The 15,500-nt window shown below is 46.1% G+C and carries 13 protein-coding genes; 1 reads left to right on the top strand and 12 read right to left on the bottom strand.

All coding sequences use genetic code 11. The features are described 5' to 3' along the window. Nucleotides 1-8 precede the first annotated feature (8 nt). The 12 genes from LG211_RS05520 to LG211_RS05575 form a co-directional block, all read right to left on the bottom strand. Complete coding sequence (locus LG211_RS05520; RefSeq protein ID WP_269477115.1) at nucleotides 9-770, bottom strand: ABC transporter ATP-binding protein; 762 nt, start codon at nucleotides 768-770, stop codon at nucleotides 9-11. Further along, nucleotides 770-1,546: an ABC transporter permease gene (locus tag LG211_RS05525; protein ID WP_269477116.1), complete on the bottom strand. Its 777-nt coding sequence runs from the start codon at nucleotides 1,544-1,546 to the stop codon at nucleotides 770-772. Before LG211_RS05525 ends, LG211_RS05520 begins: the two co-directional genes overlap by 1 nt. Then, nucleotides 1,528-4,050 carry a glycosyltransferase gene (locus LG211_RS05530; RefSeq protein WP_148396074.1) on the bottom strand — a complete coding sequence of 841 codons (2,523 nt, stop codon included), beginning with the start codon at nucleotides 4,048-4,050 and terminating at the stop codon, nucleotides 1,528-1,530. Before LG211_RS05530 ends, LG211_RS05525 begins: the two co-directional genes overlap by 19 nt. A 16-nt stretch (nucleotides 4,051-4,066) precedes the next feature. Next, nucleotides 4,067-5,248, bottom strand: coding sequence for a nucleotide sugar dehydrogenase (locus LG211_RS05535; protein ID WP_269477117.1), 1,182 nt, complete (start codon nucleotides 5,246-5,248; stop codon nucleotides 4,067-4,069). Between the two features lie 14 nt (nucleotides 5,249-5,262). Then, nucleotides 5,263-5,994, bottom strand: a complete 732-nt coding sequence (locus tag LG211_RS05540; RefSeq protein ID WP_148396072.1) for a WecB/TagA/CpsF family glycosyltransferase — start codon at nucleotides 5,992-5,994, stop codon at nucleotides 5,263-5,265. Between the two features lie 3 nt (nucleotides 5,995-5,997). Beyond that, entirely contained in the window at nucleotides 5,998-6,891 is an 894-nt protein-coding gene (locus LG211_RS05545) for a hypothetical protein (protein WP_269477118.1), read from the bottom strand. 6 nt (nucleotides 6,892-6,897) lie between these two features. Continuing rightward, a complete protein-coding gene (locus LG211_RS05550) occupies nucleotides 6,898-7,833 on the bottom strand; it encodes a cadherin-like beta sandwich domain-containing protein (protein WP_269477119.1) in 936 nt (311 codons plus the stop codon). Between the two features lie 28 nt (nucleotides 7,834-7,861). Then, nucleotides 7,862-8,533 carry a hypothetical protein gene (locus LG211_RS05555; RefSeq protein WP_269477120.1) on the bottom strand — a complete coding sequence of 224 codons (672 nt, stop codon included), beginning with the start codon at nucleotides 8,531-8,533 and terminating at the stop codon, nucleotides 7,862-7,864. Nucleotides 8,534-8,778: 245 nt separating this feature from the next. Then, on the bottom strand, nucleotides 8,779-9,387 hold the full coding sequence (locus LG211_RS05560; RefSeq protein WP_269477121.1) for a recombinase family protein: 609 nt from the start codon (nucleotides 9,385-9,387) through the stop codon (nucleotides 8,779-8,781). A 262-nt stretch (nucleotides 9,388-9,649) separates the two neighbouring features. Then, the gene (locus LG211_RS05565; RefSeq protein WP_269477122.1) at nucleotides 9,650-9,994 is read right to left on the bottom strand and encodes a hypothetical protein; all 345 of its coding nucleotides are present in this window, start codon (nucleotides 9,992-9,994) and stop codon (nucleotides 9,650-9,652) included. A 16-nt stretch (nucleotides 9,995-10,010) separates the two neighbouring features. Further along, nucleotides 10,011-11,717, bottom strand: coding sequence for an amidohydrolase (locus LG211_RS05570; RefSeq protein ID WP_269477123.1), 1,707 nt, complete (start codon nucleotides 11,715-11,717; stop codon nucleotides 10,011-10,013). Nucleotides 11,718-11,749: 32 nt separating this feature from the next. After that, a complete protein-coding gene (locus LG211_RS05575; RefSeq protein WP_269477124.1) occupies nucleotides 11,750-13,180 on the bottom strand; it encodes an MFS transporter in 1,431 nt (476 codons plus the stop codon). A 174-nt stretch (nucleotides 13,181-13,354) separates the two neighbouring features. Between LG211_RS05575 and LG211_RS05580 the strand changes: the two genes are divergently transcribed. Further along, nucleotides 13,355-15,241 carry a helix-turn-helix domain-containing protein gene (locus LG211_RS05580; RefSeq protein WP_269477125.1) on the top strand — a complete coding sequence of 629 codons (1,887 nt, stop codon included), beginning with the start codon at nucleotides 13,355-13,357 and terminating at the stop codon, nucleotides 15,239-15,241. The last annotated feature ends 259 nt before the right edge of the window (nucleotides 15,242-15,500 follow it).

Consider the following 15,500-nt stretch of genomic DNA (forward strand, 5'->3'; position numbering starts at 1 on the left):
CACACTCCTCATCCCACCATAAACTTCCGATACGCATCCAGCACCTCATCCGTCTCCCCGAACATCTTTCCTTCGCCCTGATGGAGCCAAAGAATCCGGCTGCATAAGCCCCTCAGGCTTTCCGTGGAGTGGTTGACGATGATGACACTGCGATGCTCATCCGTAATCATCTGTTTCATCTTGGCATAACTCTTTTCCCGAAACCGCATGTCTCCAACAGCCAGAATCTCATCCACCAGCAGAACTTCCGGTGTCAAAACCGAACTGATGGAAAAGGCCAGTTTGGAATACATGCCGCTGGAATAGGTTTTCACCGGCTTTTGGATGAAGTCCTCCAGTTCGGAAAATTCAATGATCTCATCGAGTGACGCCAGAATTTCCTCCTTGCTGAATCCCATGGCATATCCGGACAAGAAGATATTCTGATACCCGGAGAGCCTGGACTGAAATCCGGTTCCCAGGGACAGCAGCGAGCAATGATCGCTGCGGACGGTAATCCGTCCCTTATCTACTCCGTAAACTCCGGCAATCGCGCCAAGCAGCGTGCTTTTTCCAGAGCCGTTTTCTCCCACAATGCCGATGGTCTCTCCTTTTCGGACATTAAAGGAAACATTCTTCACCGCCTGAAAGTCGTTGCTGGTAGAAACCCTTTTTTTCTTAGGTTTGAGCAGGTTTTTCAAAAATATTCGATAATTGACCGCTGCCGTGCCTCGATAGGCAATGGTTACATTCTTTACATCAATTGCCAGCTCCGTATCGATTCCACTCATTAGAACACCACCTTCATAAAGTCCTTTTCCCCCCGGTACAGCAGAGTAACGCCGACTACGCTTAGCACCAGGCCAATAATCAGCCAGTAAAACAGTCTGAAATAATCCGCTCCAAAACCATACATCATGACGTTTCGGAACTGTACAATAATAAATCCAGTGGGGCAGATCATATTGTAAATATTCAAAAGCCCTTCTCCAAACCGATCCAGTGGATAAAAAACCGCGGATAGGTAAAATAAAAATCGCATAAAAACAGTGATGACATGGCTCAAATCCGAAACAATGACTCCCAGATAGGCGCAGATAGTCCCTGCCCCAAAGATCAGCACAAAATATACGAGCAGGATTGGAAAAAAGGCTAACAGATTCAAAGTAATGGGAATCTTGAGAATCAGTATCGTAACCATAGAGATCCCAACACTAATGAACATCTTAATCAGGTTTTCAAACTGCTTCATTAAAACCAAAATAAATTTGGGAATGTAGGCTTTTTTTGTCACAGCCGAATAAGAGTTGATAATGCCAACGCACCCTTCTACCGTTGCTCCGAAAAAATTCCATATTGTAATTCCCAAAAAAACAAACAAGGGAAAATTATCCACCTCGCACCCAAAGATATAGGCCGCGACAAAGGTATAGACCAGCATAAACAGCAGCGGGTCCAGCACCCACCACATCCAGCCCAAATACGACCCCGCCACTTGGGATTTTAATTCGGAAACTGCCGAGTAAGTCGCATATTTTGAATATCGTTTTAAGTCTCTGATGAACATCTTTCCTGCTCCTCCAATTGCCATGCATAGTCTTCAATTGTCTTCCCGTACAGCCGGACGATCTGATCGATGACTTGGATGCACGCGTTCCGCTCTTCCTGGCTGGTATCCTGCAATTTATCGATATACCAGTTAACTACAAAGAAATCCAATTTTCGTTCAATGTATTCCCCTAATAAACCATAATCTCTGAGCCGCCCCACTTGATATTCCTCTAAAATCAGAGACTTGCGAAAGAAGCCCTCGCCCACATCATTGATGGATGAATCCATCCGCTGAGCGTAATAAGTATGGATCGGCACATTCAGATAATAGACGGTCTGTGCATTCAGCATCAGCTCATGAAAGAACCAGGTGTCTTCTCCAAAAGCGCCCACTGGATTCTCCAGCCCGTTTTCCGTAATCAGCTCGCGCCGGATTAAGCATGCCTGGATACTCTGGCTTCGGAAGTTTTCTGAAAGCAGCAGCTCTTTTGGCTGCTCAATCTTCTGATCTTTGAACAAATAGCCGATCCGCATCAACTTATCTGCTGTGGCCCTCATGAAAATGGCGCCAAAGGCCATGTCAGCATTTGTCTGGATCAGTTTGTCATATAACTTGGCATAGCCGTCATTAATCGCTTCATTATCCGGATCCAAATAGGTGATAAATGGCTCTTTGGACAGCTCCACCCCTTTATTCCTCGGCCTTGCCGCACTGCCGCTGCCGCCTGTTTCAAAGAAATAGGCGGTCACATTATCATACCGGCGCTCCAAATCCCGGATCGCATCCAGGGTGTAGGGGTCATCGGAACCGTCGTCGATCAGATAAATCTGCATTTTGTCAAAGATACTGCTTCGCATCAGGCTTCGGAAGCACCGTCCTTGCAGATATGTGCCGTTATTGTAAACTGGAACAATGACGGCGATTTCTTTTTCCTGCTCTGTGACCCGCTTAATTTCATTGACTTCGAAGGGATCCAGCTTAAAGCCCCTTCCATCTGCCCACTGGCTCTGCAGCTTTCGCATGTTTTCATAAGCATCTCTTGTCATGATCGTAAGAGCCGGATCTGCGGCTTGCCGGATAAAGTCATATTCCTCGCCTTCTGCTTCCGGATCTTTTGTGACAAAATCCACATCACAGTATTTGAAAGCATTCATCATATCCGTCAGATAATGGCGGCCATATTCGTAGTCCTCGCAAAACCAGGTGACAAACCCATCCGGACTGGAGCATTTCTCATCCTCCTCCACAGTCAACAGCACTTTTTCTTCATAACTCTGCTGATTGAACATGCGGCGGATCGACGGACTTTTTTCGCTGCACAGCACGGTTACCCGGCGGGCTGGGAACCGATGGTCCACGCCGCACTTCTCAAAGATGGTATTGAGCCGCTCAAAGACTGTTTTATCAGACATCACCGCCCGGAGATTCTCAATCTGCATCCGGTACAATTCTTCCCTGGTATAACCATCCAGAATTTCTCCCACTTCTTCGGAATGATTGATCAGAAACAACCCTGGAAAGCGTTCAGAAACCGCCAGGGAGTAGTTGGAAAGCATCAGGCATCCCAGCGCCTGCAGTTCGTACACTCTCATGGCGCACATGGTCGGACTGTCCTGAACCGTATTGATATTCACATTAAAATCAAACAGCTTGTGCACTTTCTGCAAGAGGGTATGATCCACTGCGGGTATGACAGAAGGTCGGTATCTTCTTGGAAACCGGTATCCTGGAAGGGTTACCTCTGTATTCCGGTCGGCAATCATCAAATTGTGGCCGCTGTCCAGGACCCCTTTGAACAACAGGTTGATATCCCTGCATCGTTTTTTATACCGCTCCATCCAGCTTCCGGCAAAGAACACGGTAGAGCAATCGTAGACATCCTCCATCGCTCTTTTTCGATTCATTCCAATGGGATTGTGAAACAGCGGATTTACTCCGTATTCCAGCAGAAAGGCATTGGGATTTCCCGTATCCTGCCGATAGCGCTTTACACAGTCCTGATCGGTGGTGAAAATATAATCGCATTCTCTGGCAATGGGCAGATAGCGGTCATAATTGGTCGGATCCTCAATGGACTGAAAAACCGTCGTAAGGTTCCTTTCATTGGCATAGCGAATCAGCTCGGGCACTTGGCCGTGCCGCTCATCTCCATACCAGTCGTTCTGGTACATCCCTCTCCAGCAGCTCACATACATGACCATATCCAGCCCCGCATTGTCGATAAATTCCTGATAGTGCTCATAAGGAATGGCAACAAATCCCGCAGCGTCTTTATAGTAGTTATACATGAACTCATCCGTAAGGATGCCGATGGTCAGTTCAGATTTTTTGTAATAGGCGCTGCCATTGGAGTCGGCGATACTCCCGGCAATGTTCTCAATCTTGTTCATCAGTTCCAAGTTCTTCTGAGGAACAGGTCGAATGGTGAAGCTTTGCATGATTCCTGACAGAATCTGTCCGATCTTATTAAACACTCTGCGCCAAGTTAGATGCTTTAATCTGAGGATCAATGATTTCACTTGCTGCCTCCTGCACTTACACGCAGAGGCAGTCGGCCGCTTCCAGCTCCTGCCTGCGCTCTATAAATTCCTTGTGCCTTTGCGCCAGCACCAAAAAATCAGGACCAGAGAGAACCTGCTCCAGGGAAACCATCGGTATTCCTTCTATAGCCTCTTCTTTTATGTTGGGGTCGCAGCCTCGTACCAAATAGCCTCTGTCCTGCAGGTCCTTTGCGAGCACCAGCGACGGGCTCTCCCGAAAATCGTCAATATCCGGTTTATAGCTCATTCCCAAAATGGTGATCGGCCTGTCCTTGGACGTTTCCAGCCTTCCCGCAATTTTTTCTGCCAGGAAATGGGGCTTGAATGTATTGACCCTTCTTGCCGCATCAATCAGCTGGGCTTCCTTGGGAAATCGTTCCACAATGAAGTAAGGATCCACGGCCAGACAGTGACCGCCCACGCCAACTCCCGGCGATAAAATATTCACTCTCGGATGCCGGTTGGCAAGCTGGATCAATTCTCCTGAATCGATCCGAAGCTTATTGCAGATCATAGACAGCTCATTGGCAAAGGCGATGTTGACATCCCGATAAGAATTTTCAACCAGCTTGCAAAGCTCCGCCATCACATCATCGGTCAGAAAAATGTTCCCATTGGTTAAGAAGGTTTCATACAGGGCTTTGGACTTGAGCGCCGATTCCTCCCGTTCCGCGCCGATGATTCGGTCGTTGTTCTGCATTTCATACATAATATTTCCCGGCATCACCCGCTCCGGACAGTGTGCTGTATAAAACGTATCTCTTGCAAGGCCGCTTGCCTGTTCCAAAATATCGGTCATGGCCCTGGTGGTCGTTGGCGGCACCGTGGATTCCAGAATGACCAGATCGCCTTCTTTTAAGACCGCTGCCACAGAGCGGGCCGCTTGTTCCACATAGGACAGGTCTGCGATTTTTTCATCGTTTTTAAACGGCGTTGGAACGGAAATTATGTAGACATCGCTTTCCTGCAAGGTATCATAGGCCTGGAACATCCCGTTTCTCACCACTTGTTCAAATAAAGGCTGCAGCCCTTCCTCCACGATATGTATCTGCCCTTCATTCAGTTTTCTTACAACATCCTCCGATACATCAAAGCCCTTTACCTTCGAACCGTTCATCGCCAGCGCAATTGCCGTCGGCAGTCCGATATACCCCAGTCCGATTACACTTACATTCATTTCTGCTTCCTCTCCTATAACTTATGATTCATATATAAAAATTTCAGAATCAACATAATATGCGAAAACCGTTTCTTTTGAAATACGATTCGATACAGCCATTCCAGATTGGCCTTCTGAATCAAGGCCGGAGCCCGCTTGACATTCCCTGAAATCACATCTACCGAACCTCCTACGCCAAGAAAAAATTTTACATTTGGCAGCGCGTCCCGGTTGGCATGTATGTAAAGTTCCTGCAATGGGCTTCCGCAGGCCACAAACAGGATATCCGCTTTGCTTTCATTGATGAGACGGTTGACGTATTCCGTATCTGTTTCATATCCGTTTACATATCCGGCAATGCGAATGCCCGGATACAACTTGTTCAAATTCTCTACGGCCTGTACCAGATTTTCCTGGCACGCACCGTAGATAAAAATCGAAGAACCAAGCTCCAAGGACAGCATGCAGATCTGGTGCATAAAGTCAATTCCGGTTATCCGCTCCTGAATTCGAAGCTGTTTCTTTTTAGCCTCATACAGGATTCCAACACCATCGGGAATCAAAACATCCGCACTTTGCAGCACCTTCCGGATCTCCTGCTTTTCATATGCAAGCATAACCTTCAGCGGATTGATGGCAAATACGATGTTGGAAATCTGCTTTTGAAAATCAGATTTGATTTTTTCTATCAGCTTTCCGCGGCTTCCCGAATAAATCTCGTACCCCAGCATATGAATGGTTTCCAGTTCATCCATAATTATCATTTCTTATCTCCGTTTATATTCATCGACTACAGATATCATCCGATCAAAATTTTCCTGGAATACCGCCTGCCATCTGTAATTGGAAAACCGGTTTTCCAAAATCTCAAGAACGATCTTTTGAAATTGTTTCTTAGTGGACAGATGCATATTTACCGGAAACTTCTGATATATGTGCTCGATCAGCCCCTCCTGGTATTTGTCTTTGACACCTTGCAGTCGACTGCGAATCCCCGGGCTGAGATACAGGCCTTCATAGCCGCCCTGCAGCTCCTCCCGGGTCATTTGATTGCGAATATATTTTAGAAAATATTCGTAATAATCCAGCCCGCTGGCCTCAAAATACAAGGCGCTCAGATAGCTGTACAGGGCCTGCGGTTTACAGGATATCCGCTCATACAACTCCCCAATCTCGCAGAAAAGATTCTGAACTCCCAGATAATCGTTTTGCTTTCTATGGTGATTGAGCTTGCTCATCAGCAGGGAAATCATCACGGTTTCAAAATCGGACTTTCCTGTACGGCGTTTCCACTTCTGGTAGTCAGAAATTGTCACATAAGGACTGGCAAACTTGAAAAACAGCAGGAAATCCTGCCGCTTTGATACAAAGGCTTTTCCTTTTTCTGTAATCGAAATGACTGCCTCGGACAAAAACGTCCTGCCCTTTGCCGTAGATGTAATCGCTACGGATTTTTCTTTTTTCAGATAGCCGGCTTTCAGCATCCGTTTCATCCAGTTCCGGCTGCCGAAACTTCGAAGATCACTGTCAAACTGCATTCTGCGATAAATCTCCGTCTCTGTATGCGGTTCTTCAAACCAGCTTAGAAACAGCGTATCCAGATAGGCTTCTTCCCATTTCTCTTTTTGCTTCTTTTTCTTATGTTTTTGATCTGAACGCACCGGTGATCAGTCTCCTTCCTCCTGGCTGCTGTCTTCTGCCTCATCCAGAGAAAGAGACGGGCCGAAATAGCGGATCTGTTCCTTTCGAAGCTTCCTGCCATTTCTTAGGGTGATGATCAGAATTGCACACAGCAGCAGGGTAAATATTACTCCCCCGATTACGATGTATTTGGTCGCATAAGATGGCTGCTCTTTCGATATTGATTGGATTTGCTTCTTCCCAGGGTCATACAGGTAATACCCTGACTGCTCTTCTCCGCCTCCATACAGCAGTTCTTTTCCAGATGGTACGGTAATATATGGTTTCTCGTCGATTGTTTTTATTTCTATGTGATTCAGCGCATCTTTCCCTGGATCGTATGCATACCAGCGTGTATCGGTTTTATCCAGGTCATTTGCATATTGAATCAATATTAGGTGTTCTTTCGAATTTTCCGCTGCAGCGATGGATTGGCCCTTTATCTTTTGTTCTGAAAATGTAAATCCCTTTGGCAGAGCTTTTAAATCCGGTTTTTCCTGGGGGACATATAGTTTGCCTTTTGAAAGAATTTCAAGCTTTTTTACAAAATGTACTTGAATGGTATAAATTGTTTTTTTTCCATCCGCTGCTGTTACGGTAACGGTTTTTTTCACATCTTTCCCATTCAGTTTTTCCGGACCTTCTGCCTCGATGCGTAATGAATTATCACTGACTCTGGCTGATGTACGGCAGCTATCTGTTTTGGAATCTTCTTCCACATATACGCGGTATTCATGGTGATTGGGCGAAAATTCCGGCACCAGCTCTCCACAATCAATGGATAAGCTGGAAAGCTGTACGGCGCTTTCCTCTTGCGGGGTACCATAAGCAACCTCTCCACTCGAAAAAATGCTGATGAGCCCTAAGAGGACGAGGCCGATCAGAATTGGATATCCAACTGTGTTCCATGTTTGTTTCTTCATTCTGTTCCTGTTTGTATGATTCGGAGCGCTAAAGATGTTGAAAAATCTCCAGCACCTCACTGATTGGGCTATCTTCTACGAGTCTGCCGTTTATCAAGATAATTCCTCGTTTACAAAAAAAATTTGCCGCATCCGCAGAATTGGTAACCTGTATAAGAGTTCCTCCAGCCTGAATCCAGTCTTCCAGCTTTCTTTGACACTTTTTCTGAAACGCTTCTTCCTTTAGGGTGATCGTCGGATCCATCAGCAGAATGCTGCCCCTCATGCAATAGATAAATGCGAAGGCTAGTTGCATTCGCATTTCTTCCGAATAGGTTTTTACCGGTTCGTCGATCATATCCCCCAACTCGGCAAAAGCAACAATTTCTTCTTCCAGTTCTTCAATTTCTATTTTTTTCAGCCCATGTTCGGCCCCTTTTCGGTAAATATTTCTTCTGCCGCTGGCATTGACATGAAAGAAGCCTGGCGCATTTTCCAGAGCTTTAATGGTTCCATTGATTCGAAGAATTCCAAAGGCTGGCTCACCTGAGTGGGATAGTAGCTTCTTTAGACTGTTATACAGTTCCTGCGTCTTTTCTTTCTGCAGGAACGCAATAGATTCACCCGGCTGAACAGTAAGGGAAATATTTTGCAGTCCTTGCCGGTGTCCTTTCTGTTCCATGCAGATATGTTTCAATTTAATTGCAAATTTCTCTTCCATTAATCCTCTGAATTCATATGCGCTGCGCATAATACTCCTCTATAAGGGTCTGTAACAGGCCCTTAAAAAGAATCAAAAAGTGTAAGGTTTTGGAAAGGGGAAAAGGCAGATTGTAATAGTCGAATTTTCTTATAAAAGTAAGAAATTTGCTGGATCTTTGCTTATGATTATGATATAGTTGATAGAAATTGTGAAAGTTAAATATTTTGCGAAAACCTACACTTTATTGTAAAATTTTCAAGTTACTATAGCTGCTTTGTTTTTCTGTAAAGTTCCGCTCTGTAACGGAATGTCGAAATCGGCATCCCACAAGCTTTCGCCGCTGCACTGCAGGTTATATTTCCTTTTTGCCATTGCTGATAGATCTGATGAAAGTTCTCCGGCAGCGCCTGCGGCGGTCTGCCGAATTTTACCCCTCTAGCTTTTGCAGCTGCAATTCCTTCTGCCTGTCTCTGGCGAATATTGTGGCGTTCATTCTCTGCTACAAAGGATAGAATTTGCAGCACAATGTCGCTGAGGAAGGTTCCCATCAAATCTTTTCCCCTGCGGGTATCTAAAAGCGGCATATCCAGTACAACAATATCAACTCTTTTTTCTTTTGTCAGAATCCGCCACTGCTCTAGAATTTCCGAATAATTGCGGCCAAGCCGATCAATACTTTTAATATATAGCACATCGTCTTTTTTCAGTCGACGAAGCATCTTTTCATATTGAGGACGTTCAAAATCTTTTCCGGATTGTTTGTCCATAAAAATATTTTTCTTCGGAATCGAAAGTTCGTCCATCGCCACCAATTGTCTATCCTCATTTTGCTCCCTAGTACTGACACGAATATAACCATAAAGCTTTCCCATACTTCTCCTCCTTGTACGATTTCACTACTCATCTAATGTACGACCTCTATCGTAGTCCCACTCATTTCTAAGGCTTCCGTACTACGTATTAGTATAATCCACATTTCTTCATCCATCCGGCCTACTTATTGTCGATGGTCCGAATAGCGCTTCGCCAGCGGAAGATAATTTTCATAAAAAAGAAAAAGATGGCAGCAAGGCTTCTTATCCTTGCTGCCAAATATTATGTTTCCTATATGCTTATACCCGCATTCCCATGCATTTAAATCGAAAAACGCTGGTGGGGGTATTTTTTCTGATAGTTTCTCTTCACCAGCCCGGCACCTCCACGGCCTCGGGTCGCCCGTCGGGCTTTGCAGGCGCCCGCAAGGTTGCTGTTTCTAGGGGAAAAGTTTATTGAAAAAGTTTGTTTTTTACGCAAAGTTATGGACTCGCGGGGCCTGATCACGCCAACTTGACGGCCCGCACGGCCTGATTGCGAATTTGAAAGCGCTCGGCCGTTGAAACTTGCGTAAAAAGTGAAATTTTGTTTTACTTTTTTCCCGAACCCCCGCATCCCATTTTCAAACCGCCGCCGGTTACTTTTACCAAATCCGATAATTTTCACCCAGACCCGGGCTCTTTCAGCCCTTTACTTTCTCGCCTTTAAAAATAACCGTATCCACTTTTATTTTTCCGATGTCCATAGGAGCCACGCTGGTGATGTCAGAGTCCAGTATCACCATATCGGCGCACTTGCCCGCCTCGATCGTCCCCGTTATCTCCTCTGCAAACATTTGGTACGCCCCCGAAAGGGTATAACTTTCTATCATTTCTTCAAGCTCCAGGCAATCTGACCGCGGATCCTCTTCCAGCCCGGAGATGATCCCTTTGTACTTTTCATAATCAGGCGCTTCCTTAGGTATGGTCCTGGTCATGCCGATCTGCATTCCCATCATAGGGTTTAGATCGGGAACGATGGGAAAATCCGTGCCCGCCGCTGCAGTTGCCCCCGCCTTCACCAGCCTTCCGATCGGGTACTGCTCATACGACCGCTTTCTTCCCAGCAAGGGAATCATCAGGCAGTCTGTAAAAGCATCAATCACCGGCCACGTTGGCTGCACAGAACCCACAATATTCAGATCTGCCATACGCTTTATGTCATCTTCTGCGATGCACATAATGTGAGCGATCGTATTTCTTTTTCCGTTCACGCCGTTTTGCTCGATATATTCATAACAGTTGAGAGCCTGTTTTACCGCTCCGTCTCCCATGCAGTGCATATGGATCTGATATCCCCCTTTTGCCAGGACCAAACAGGCCTCTTTCATTTCCTCCTCCGGCCACTGGGGGAAACCGCGGTAATCTTCGGTCAAACCTGCTTCAGCCAGCGCCTCTTTTTCAAAAGGCTCATTCATATAAAAGGTAAAGCCTCCGCCGTCGCAGAAAAATTTCACTGTTTCGATTTTAAAAATATCTCCAACATCGTACTTGCCTTTTTCATCCACCATCTGCTGAAACTGGGAAAAAGGTTTTGATAAATCAGCAAGATGCGCTGTTCGAACCCTTATTTTCAGGCTGCCGTCCATGGCCATACTGCGATACGCTTTTATGGCATTCGGTGTCGCATAAGCATCGAAGATTCCTACGAGCCCGCAGGGGAAAGCATGTTCTTCCTGAAATTTTCCGATTCCTTCGATGTATTCTTCTACGGAAAAGTCCGCTTCTTTTAGCGAATCCAAAAGCAGGCACGTCGCCGAAAGCTCCTGAAAAAGCCCTGTCGGCATTCCCTGTTCATCGCGGGGCATTTCTCCCATCCGCGGGGTTGGCGTATGGGCATCGATACCGGCCATTTCTAAGGCTTTTGTATTTACCAGAATGCTGTGGTGATCGTAAGACCGCAAAATGACCGGTCTGTCAGAACAAATTTTGTCCACATCCTCTCTGGTCGGCGGACCCTCCGGATCGGTCTGAAAAAAGGCAGGGTTCCAGCCCGTCGCGCGCACCACCGGCATGTCAGGGTTTTCTTCTGCGTAAGCTTTTACCGGCGCAAGCATTTTCCCAATGTAGGCCTCACGGGATTCTTTTTCTTCTCGCGTAATGTCATAGATCAGCTTTGTCAGATATAGCTCGGCGCACATGGTCGCGTGCAGATGAGAATCGATAAATCCCGGCAAAATACTGTTGCCATGGGCGTCTATCACCTCCGTATCGGGGCCGGCAGATGAGACCGCTTCCGCATCTGTACCGACTGTAAGGATCTTTCCACCTGCAACCGCTATGGCCGTATGTTCCCAGAGCGCTTCCTTGTTAAACACTTTTCCATTTTTGATAATCAAATCAGCTTTCATTTTCTGCCCTCTCTTAAATATTCTTGCTTTTATTATAATGCTTTTTCAAATCCTTCGGTGGAATATTCTTCGCCGGCCTTCTTTTTCTTCAGCGCTTCCTTGATCGCGTCGAACTCTTTCTTATTTATTGGATACTTGGAAAAGATCAGCATACTGATAAAAACGAATACTGCCGGAATAATAGTTGCCATCAAAAGAATCCCATGGATTGCGGTTTCGCTTTCCGCTCCGCTGCCCGTGTATCCGAATGCGGTCAGCATCCAGCCGGTTGCGGAAGTGGCAAATGCTCCGCCTGCCTTTTGGAAAAATTGCGCAACTGCGACAACGCTGCCTTCTCTCTGTTTGCCATTGATGAATTCATCCAGTTCGCAAACATCATATACGGTTGCATAATAAAGACCCCAGAACGCACTCGTGGACAGTGCGATCATAAATCCGTTTATCATGACATGGGTGAAACAAGTCATTCCCAGAAAATACATCACAATGCCATTGGCAACAAAGAGCAAACTGAAAATGAATAATGTGATTTTTTTGCTTCCGATTTTGTTCGCAACGATGATGGATACCGGTGTGCAGCAAATCGCCATGACCGTATAGACCGACCAGAAGGTTGCCTGCTGTCCCGGTGTCAGCTTTGCGCAGTAGGTCATCAGATAGACGCCAACGCCGCTGAACAGCGTGTATCCAATGATGTAGAAAATCCCTGTAAATATCAGATTTCTGTAAGCTTTGATTTTGAACAGCTCTTTGTATGTCTTTATAACGCTTTCTCTCGGCTTGTTCTTTTCAATATTCTGCAGATAGGTCATATCTTCTCTGCCTTTGGTCGCAAAGTATAAGATGAGTCCACAAAGGATGATAACGACTCCAGCTGCCGCGCCTGCGATCCCCCAGCACGTTTTGACATCAACGCCCTTTGGAGCGAGCGCCGCGATGATCCACATGGGACCGGAATTACATAATGCAACGAATGGATAGGCTGCCAGACCTACGATCATTCTGATGGTGTTTCTCTCGTTGTAGTCACGTGTGATCTCTGCGCCCAAAGCCGCATAAGGTACTGCGTAAGTTGTGTAAAAGGTCCACAGCAGTATGGCCATCAGTATGTAGTATACAGACTGGGCCACGCCGGCAAATTCATTTGGTATGAATAGCAGGAACGTCACGATGGCAAGCGGCCACATGCTCCTGAAGATCCACGGCCTCCTTCTGCCGTTTGGATTTCTTGAATTGTCGGACATAAAGCCCACTGCCGGGTCTGTTACAGCATCCCACATAACTGCTATGAAGGAAATGATACCTGCCAGCGCCGGGTTTACACCGGCTACGTCGGTTAAGAAAAATAAAAAGTAAGTAAAAAATAAGTTGTACGGTACAGAATCACCTGCAGTACCGATTCCATAGCCGATTTTCACTAACAATGGTACCTTTTGATCAGCCATAAGTTTTTCCTGTGTCATATCAAGCCTCCCTTTCTCACGATTTCCGAGTATATACATACTATATGCCAATTAGCGTTTTTAGAAAAGTATGAATATTGTTAATTGTATGTCTTGTGTTGCTTTCCTTATTTTTTGCTTTTATAATTAAATCGCAACTAAACCGTTTTCTTATAGCAACTAAAGGAGGGTGTTATGCTACTGAAACAGTCCACCAAGTGCAATCAGCAGACCCCGCTCCACATGGAGCTTCTCAACATAAACGAACATCCATGGCATATGCATGATGACAAAACCATGGAAATCATCTATGTGCTGCAGGGAAGTCTGCGCTGCAGCCTCTCCATATATTCGTCCATTTTGCAGGCAGGAGACATTGCGGTTGTCAACACCGAAACCCTTCACCACTATAATTCAAGCGATGATAATATCGTACTGATCTGTCATTTATATCTCAATCATTTCAGTTCCCTTATGCCTGAAATCGAAAATACGCTCATCATCTGCAACTCCGCTTCCGCTGCGGAGTTTGACAAACATTATGAGCTTCTGAAAAACGCTTTTGCAAAAACTGCGGCTCATTACTTCAATATCAAGCCTCCTGCTCAGGATGAATTAATGGACAGCTGTATAAACTTTCTCTCCACCCTGTATAATCATTTTAACTACCTTGCTCACGACGGAGCTTCCATACGCAATGAAAATACCATGAAAAAAAGGCCGCTTCAGGCGGAACGGATCAAACGTGTCATGCACTACATTTATGAAAACATTGCGGGTAATATCCGCTTAGAAGATATCGCCGCAAAGGAATACATCAGTAAGTATTATCTTTCCCATCTCATTTCCGATTTTTTAAGCATGCCGCTCAGAGATTACCTGGGTATGGTTCGTGCGATTTGCGCGCAGGATTACCTGTATGCTACCGACATGACGTTGGGCGAGATTGCCTCCGCTGTTGGTTTCTCCAGTACCGAAATCTTCCGAAAGGCCTATCTGAAGAACACTGGCTTCACCCCTACAGAGGACAGAAAAAGGGCCTGCGGCCACACACTGAATGATATTCCTTTAAGCGATTCTGACGTACTCACATATATGGATATCTCTGACATTGCGCCTTTCATGCACCTGAAAAACGTTGGCAATGCGTCGGTCAACAGTCTTGAAAACAAATCCTATCATACGGAAGCTGTCTCAATCAGCTTTTGTGAAACAGCCTCTAGGGCAGTAAACGCCTCATGGGATACGGTTTTGATCGAGGACCCCCGTCAGCTGCTCTCTTTTCATACTCTGGGGGCTCTGTCGATGCTGAGGGATCATCATTGTTTTTCAAAGATATGTGTGCCGAAAGACTCCCTGCTTTCTTTTTATTCAGCCTTTGGAAGCTGGGATATGATCGGTACGGTTCTCAAGGTGATCAAAGAAGATGGTTTTTCGCTGCTCATTCACGGCAGCGATGGGAATGAATTCGAAAGCCTGACTGGTTTTTCCAGGCAGTTTGCCGGTCCTGAAATCGTTTTTTCGCCAGAGAGCATGCCATCCCCGGGCAAATTTTCAAATCCTGCTTGTCCAATTTCAATCACAGCGGGTCATTTGCAAAACGCAGTGTCGTATCCGACTTTATATAAAAATAAGCTCAATGTGCCATTCATGTTTGACAGCAACAACCTGAAAACCAGCGCATTTTATGCATACACCTTTCTTAACCGCATGCTCCCGGAATTCCTGTACGCTGATGATGGCTGTTATGTGACCCGTGCGGAAAATAAAGCCGCGATATTATTGTACAACAACCGTTCTGCCGACGAGGATGGGAATGGTATTCAAAAATATATGTTCAAGTTAAAGCATTTGGAAAGGAAGTACTTGTATAAATCCTTTATCATCGACGACAGCTACGAAAGCGCCTCTGCTATTTTCCAAAATCTCGCTCTGGGCAAACCTGCGGATTTGGAGCTTCAGCGCCAGCTTAACATCGCTGCGGAGCCTGCCATGGAAGTGGATGTCATCGAATCCCTGCTGGAGTATAACCTCTTTCTTTCCTCCATACCAAAAACAATCCGGCTGATCGAAATCGAATAGGCCGTATTTATGCAGCGGCCCGGCTTCTGGTGCCTGGGAGGCATTGGCACCGGGGCCGGGCCTAGCCGGACTAGCAAGGATCGGTATCGGGTCCTGCCGGGCCTGGCCAGCAGGGATCAGCACCGGGGTCTGTCGAGTCAGCCCGGCAGAGATCTGCATCGGAGGGGCTGCCGATCCGGCCAGGCAGAGATATGCGCCCGGCCCGGTTGGAAAAAAACTTTTTTTGCTGATTTCTATTCGAAACGGCCTGATTTGGAAG

The organism is Hominibacterium faecale (assembly GCF_020734085.1).
Taxonomy (GTDB): Bacteria; Bacillota; Clostridia; order Peptostreptococcales; family Anaerovoracaceae; genus Hominibacterium; species Hominibacterium faecale.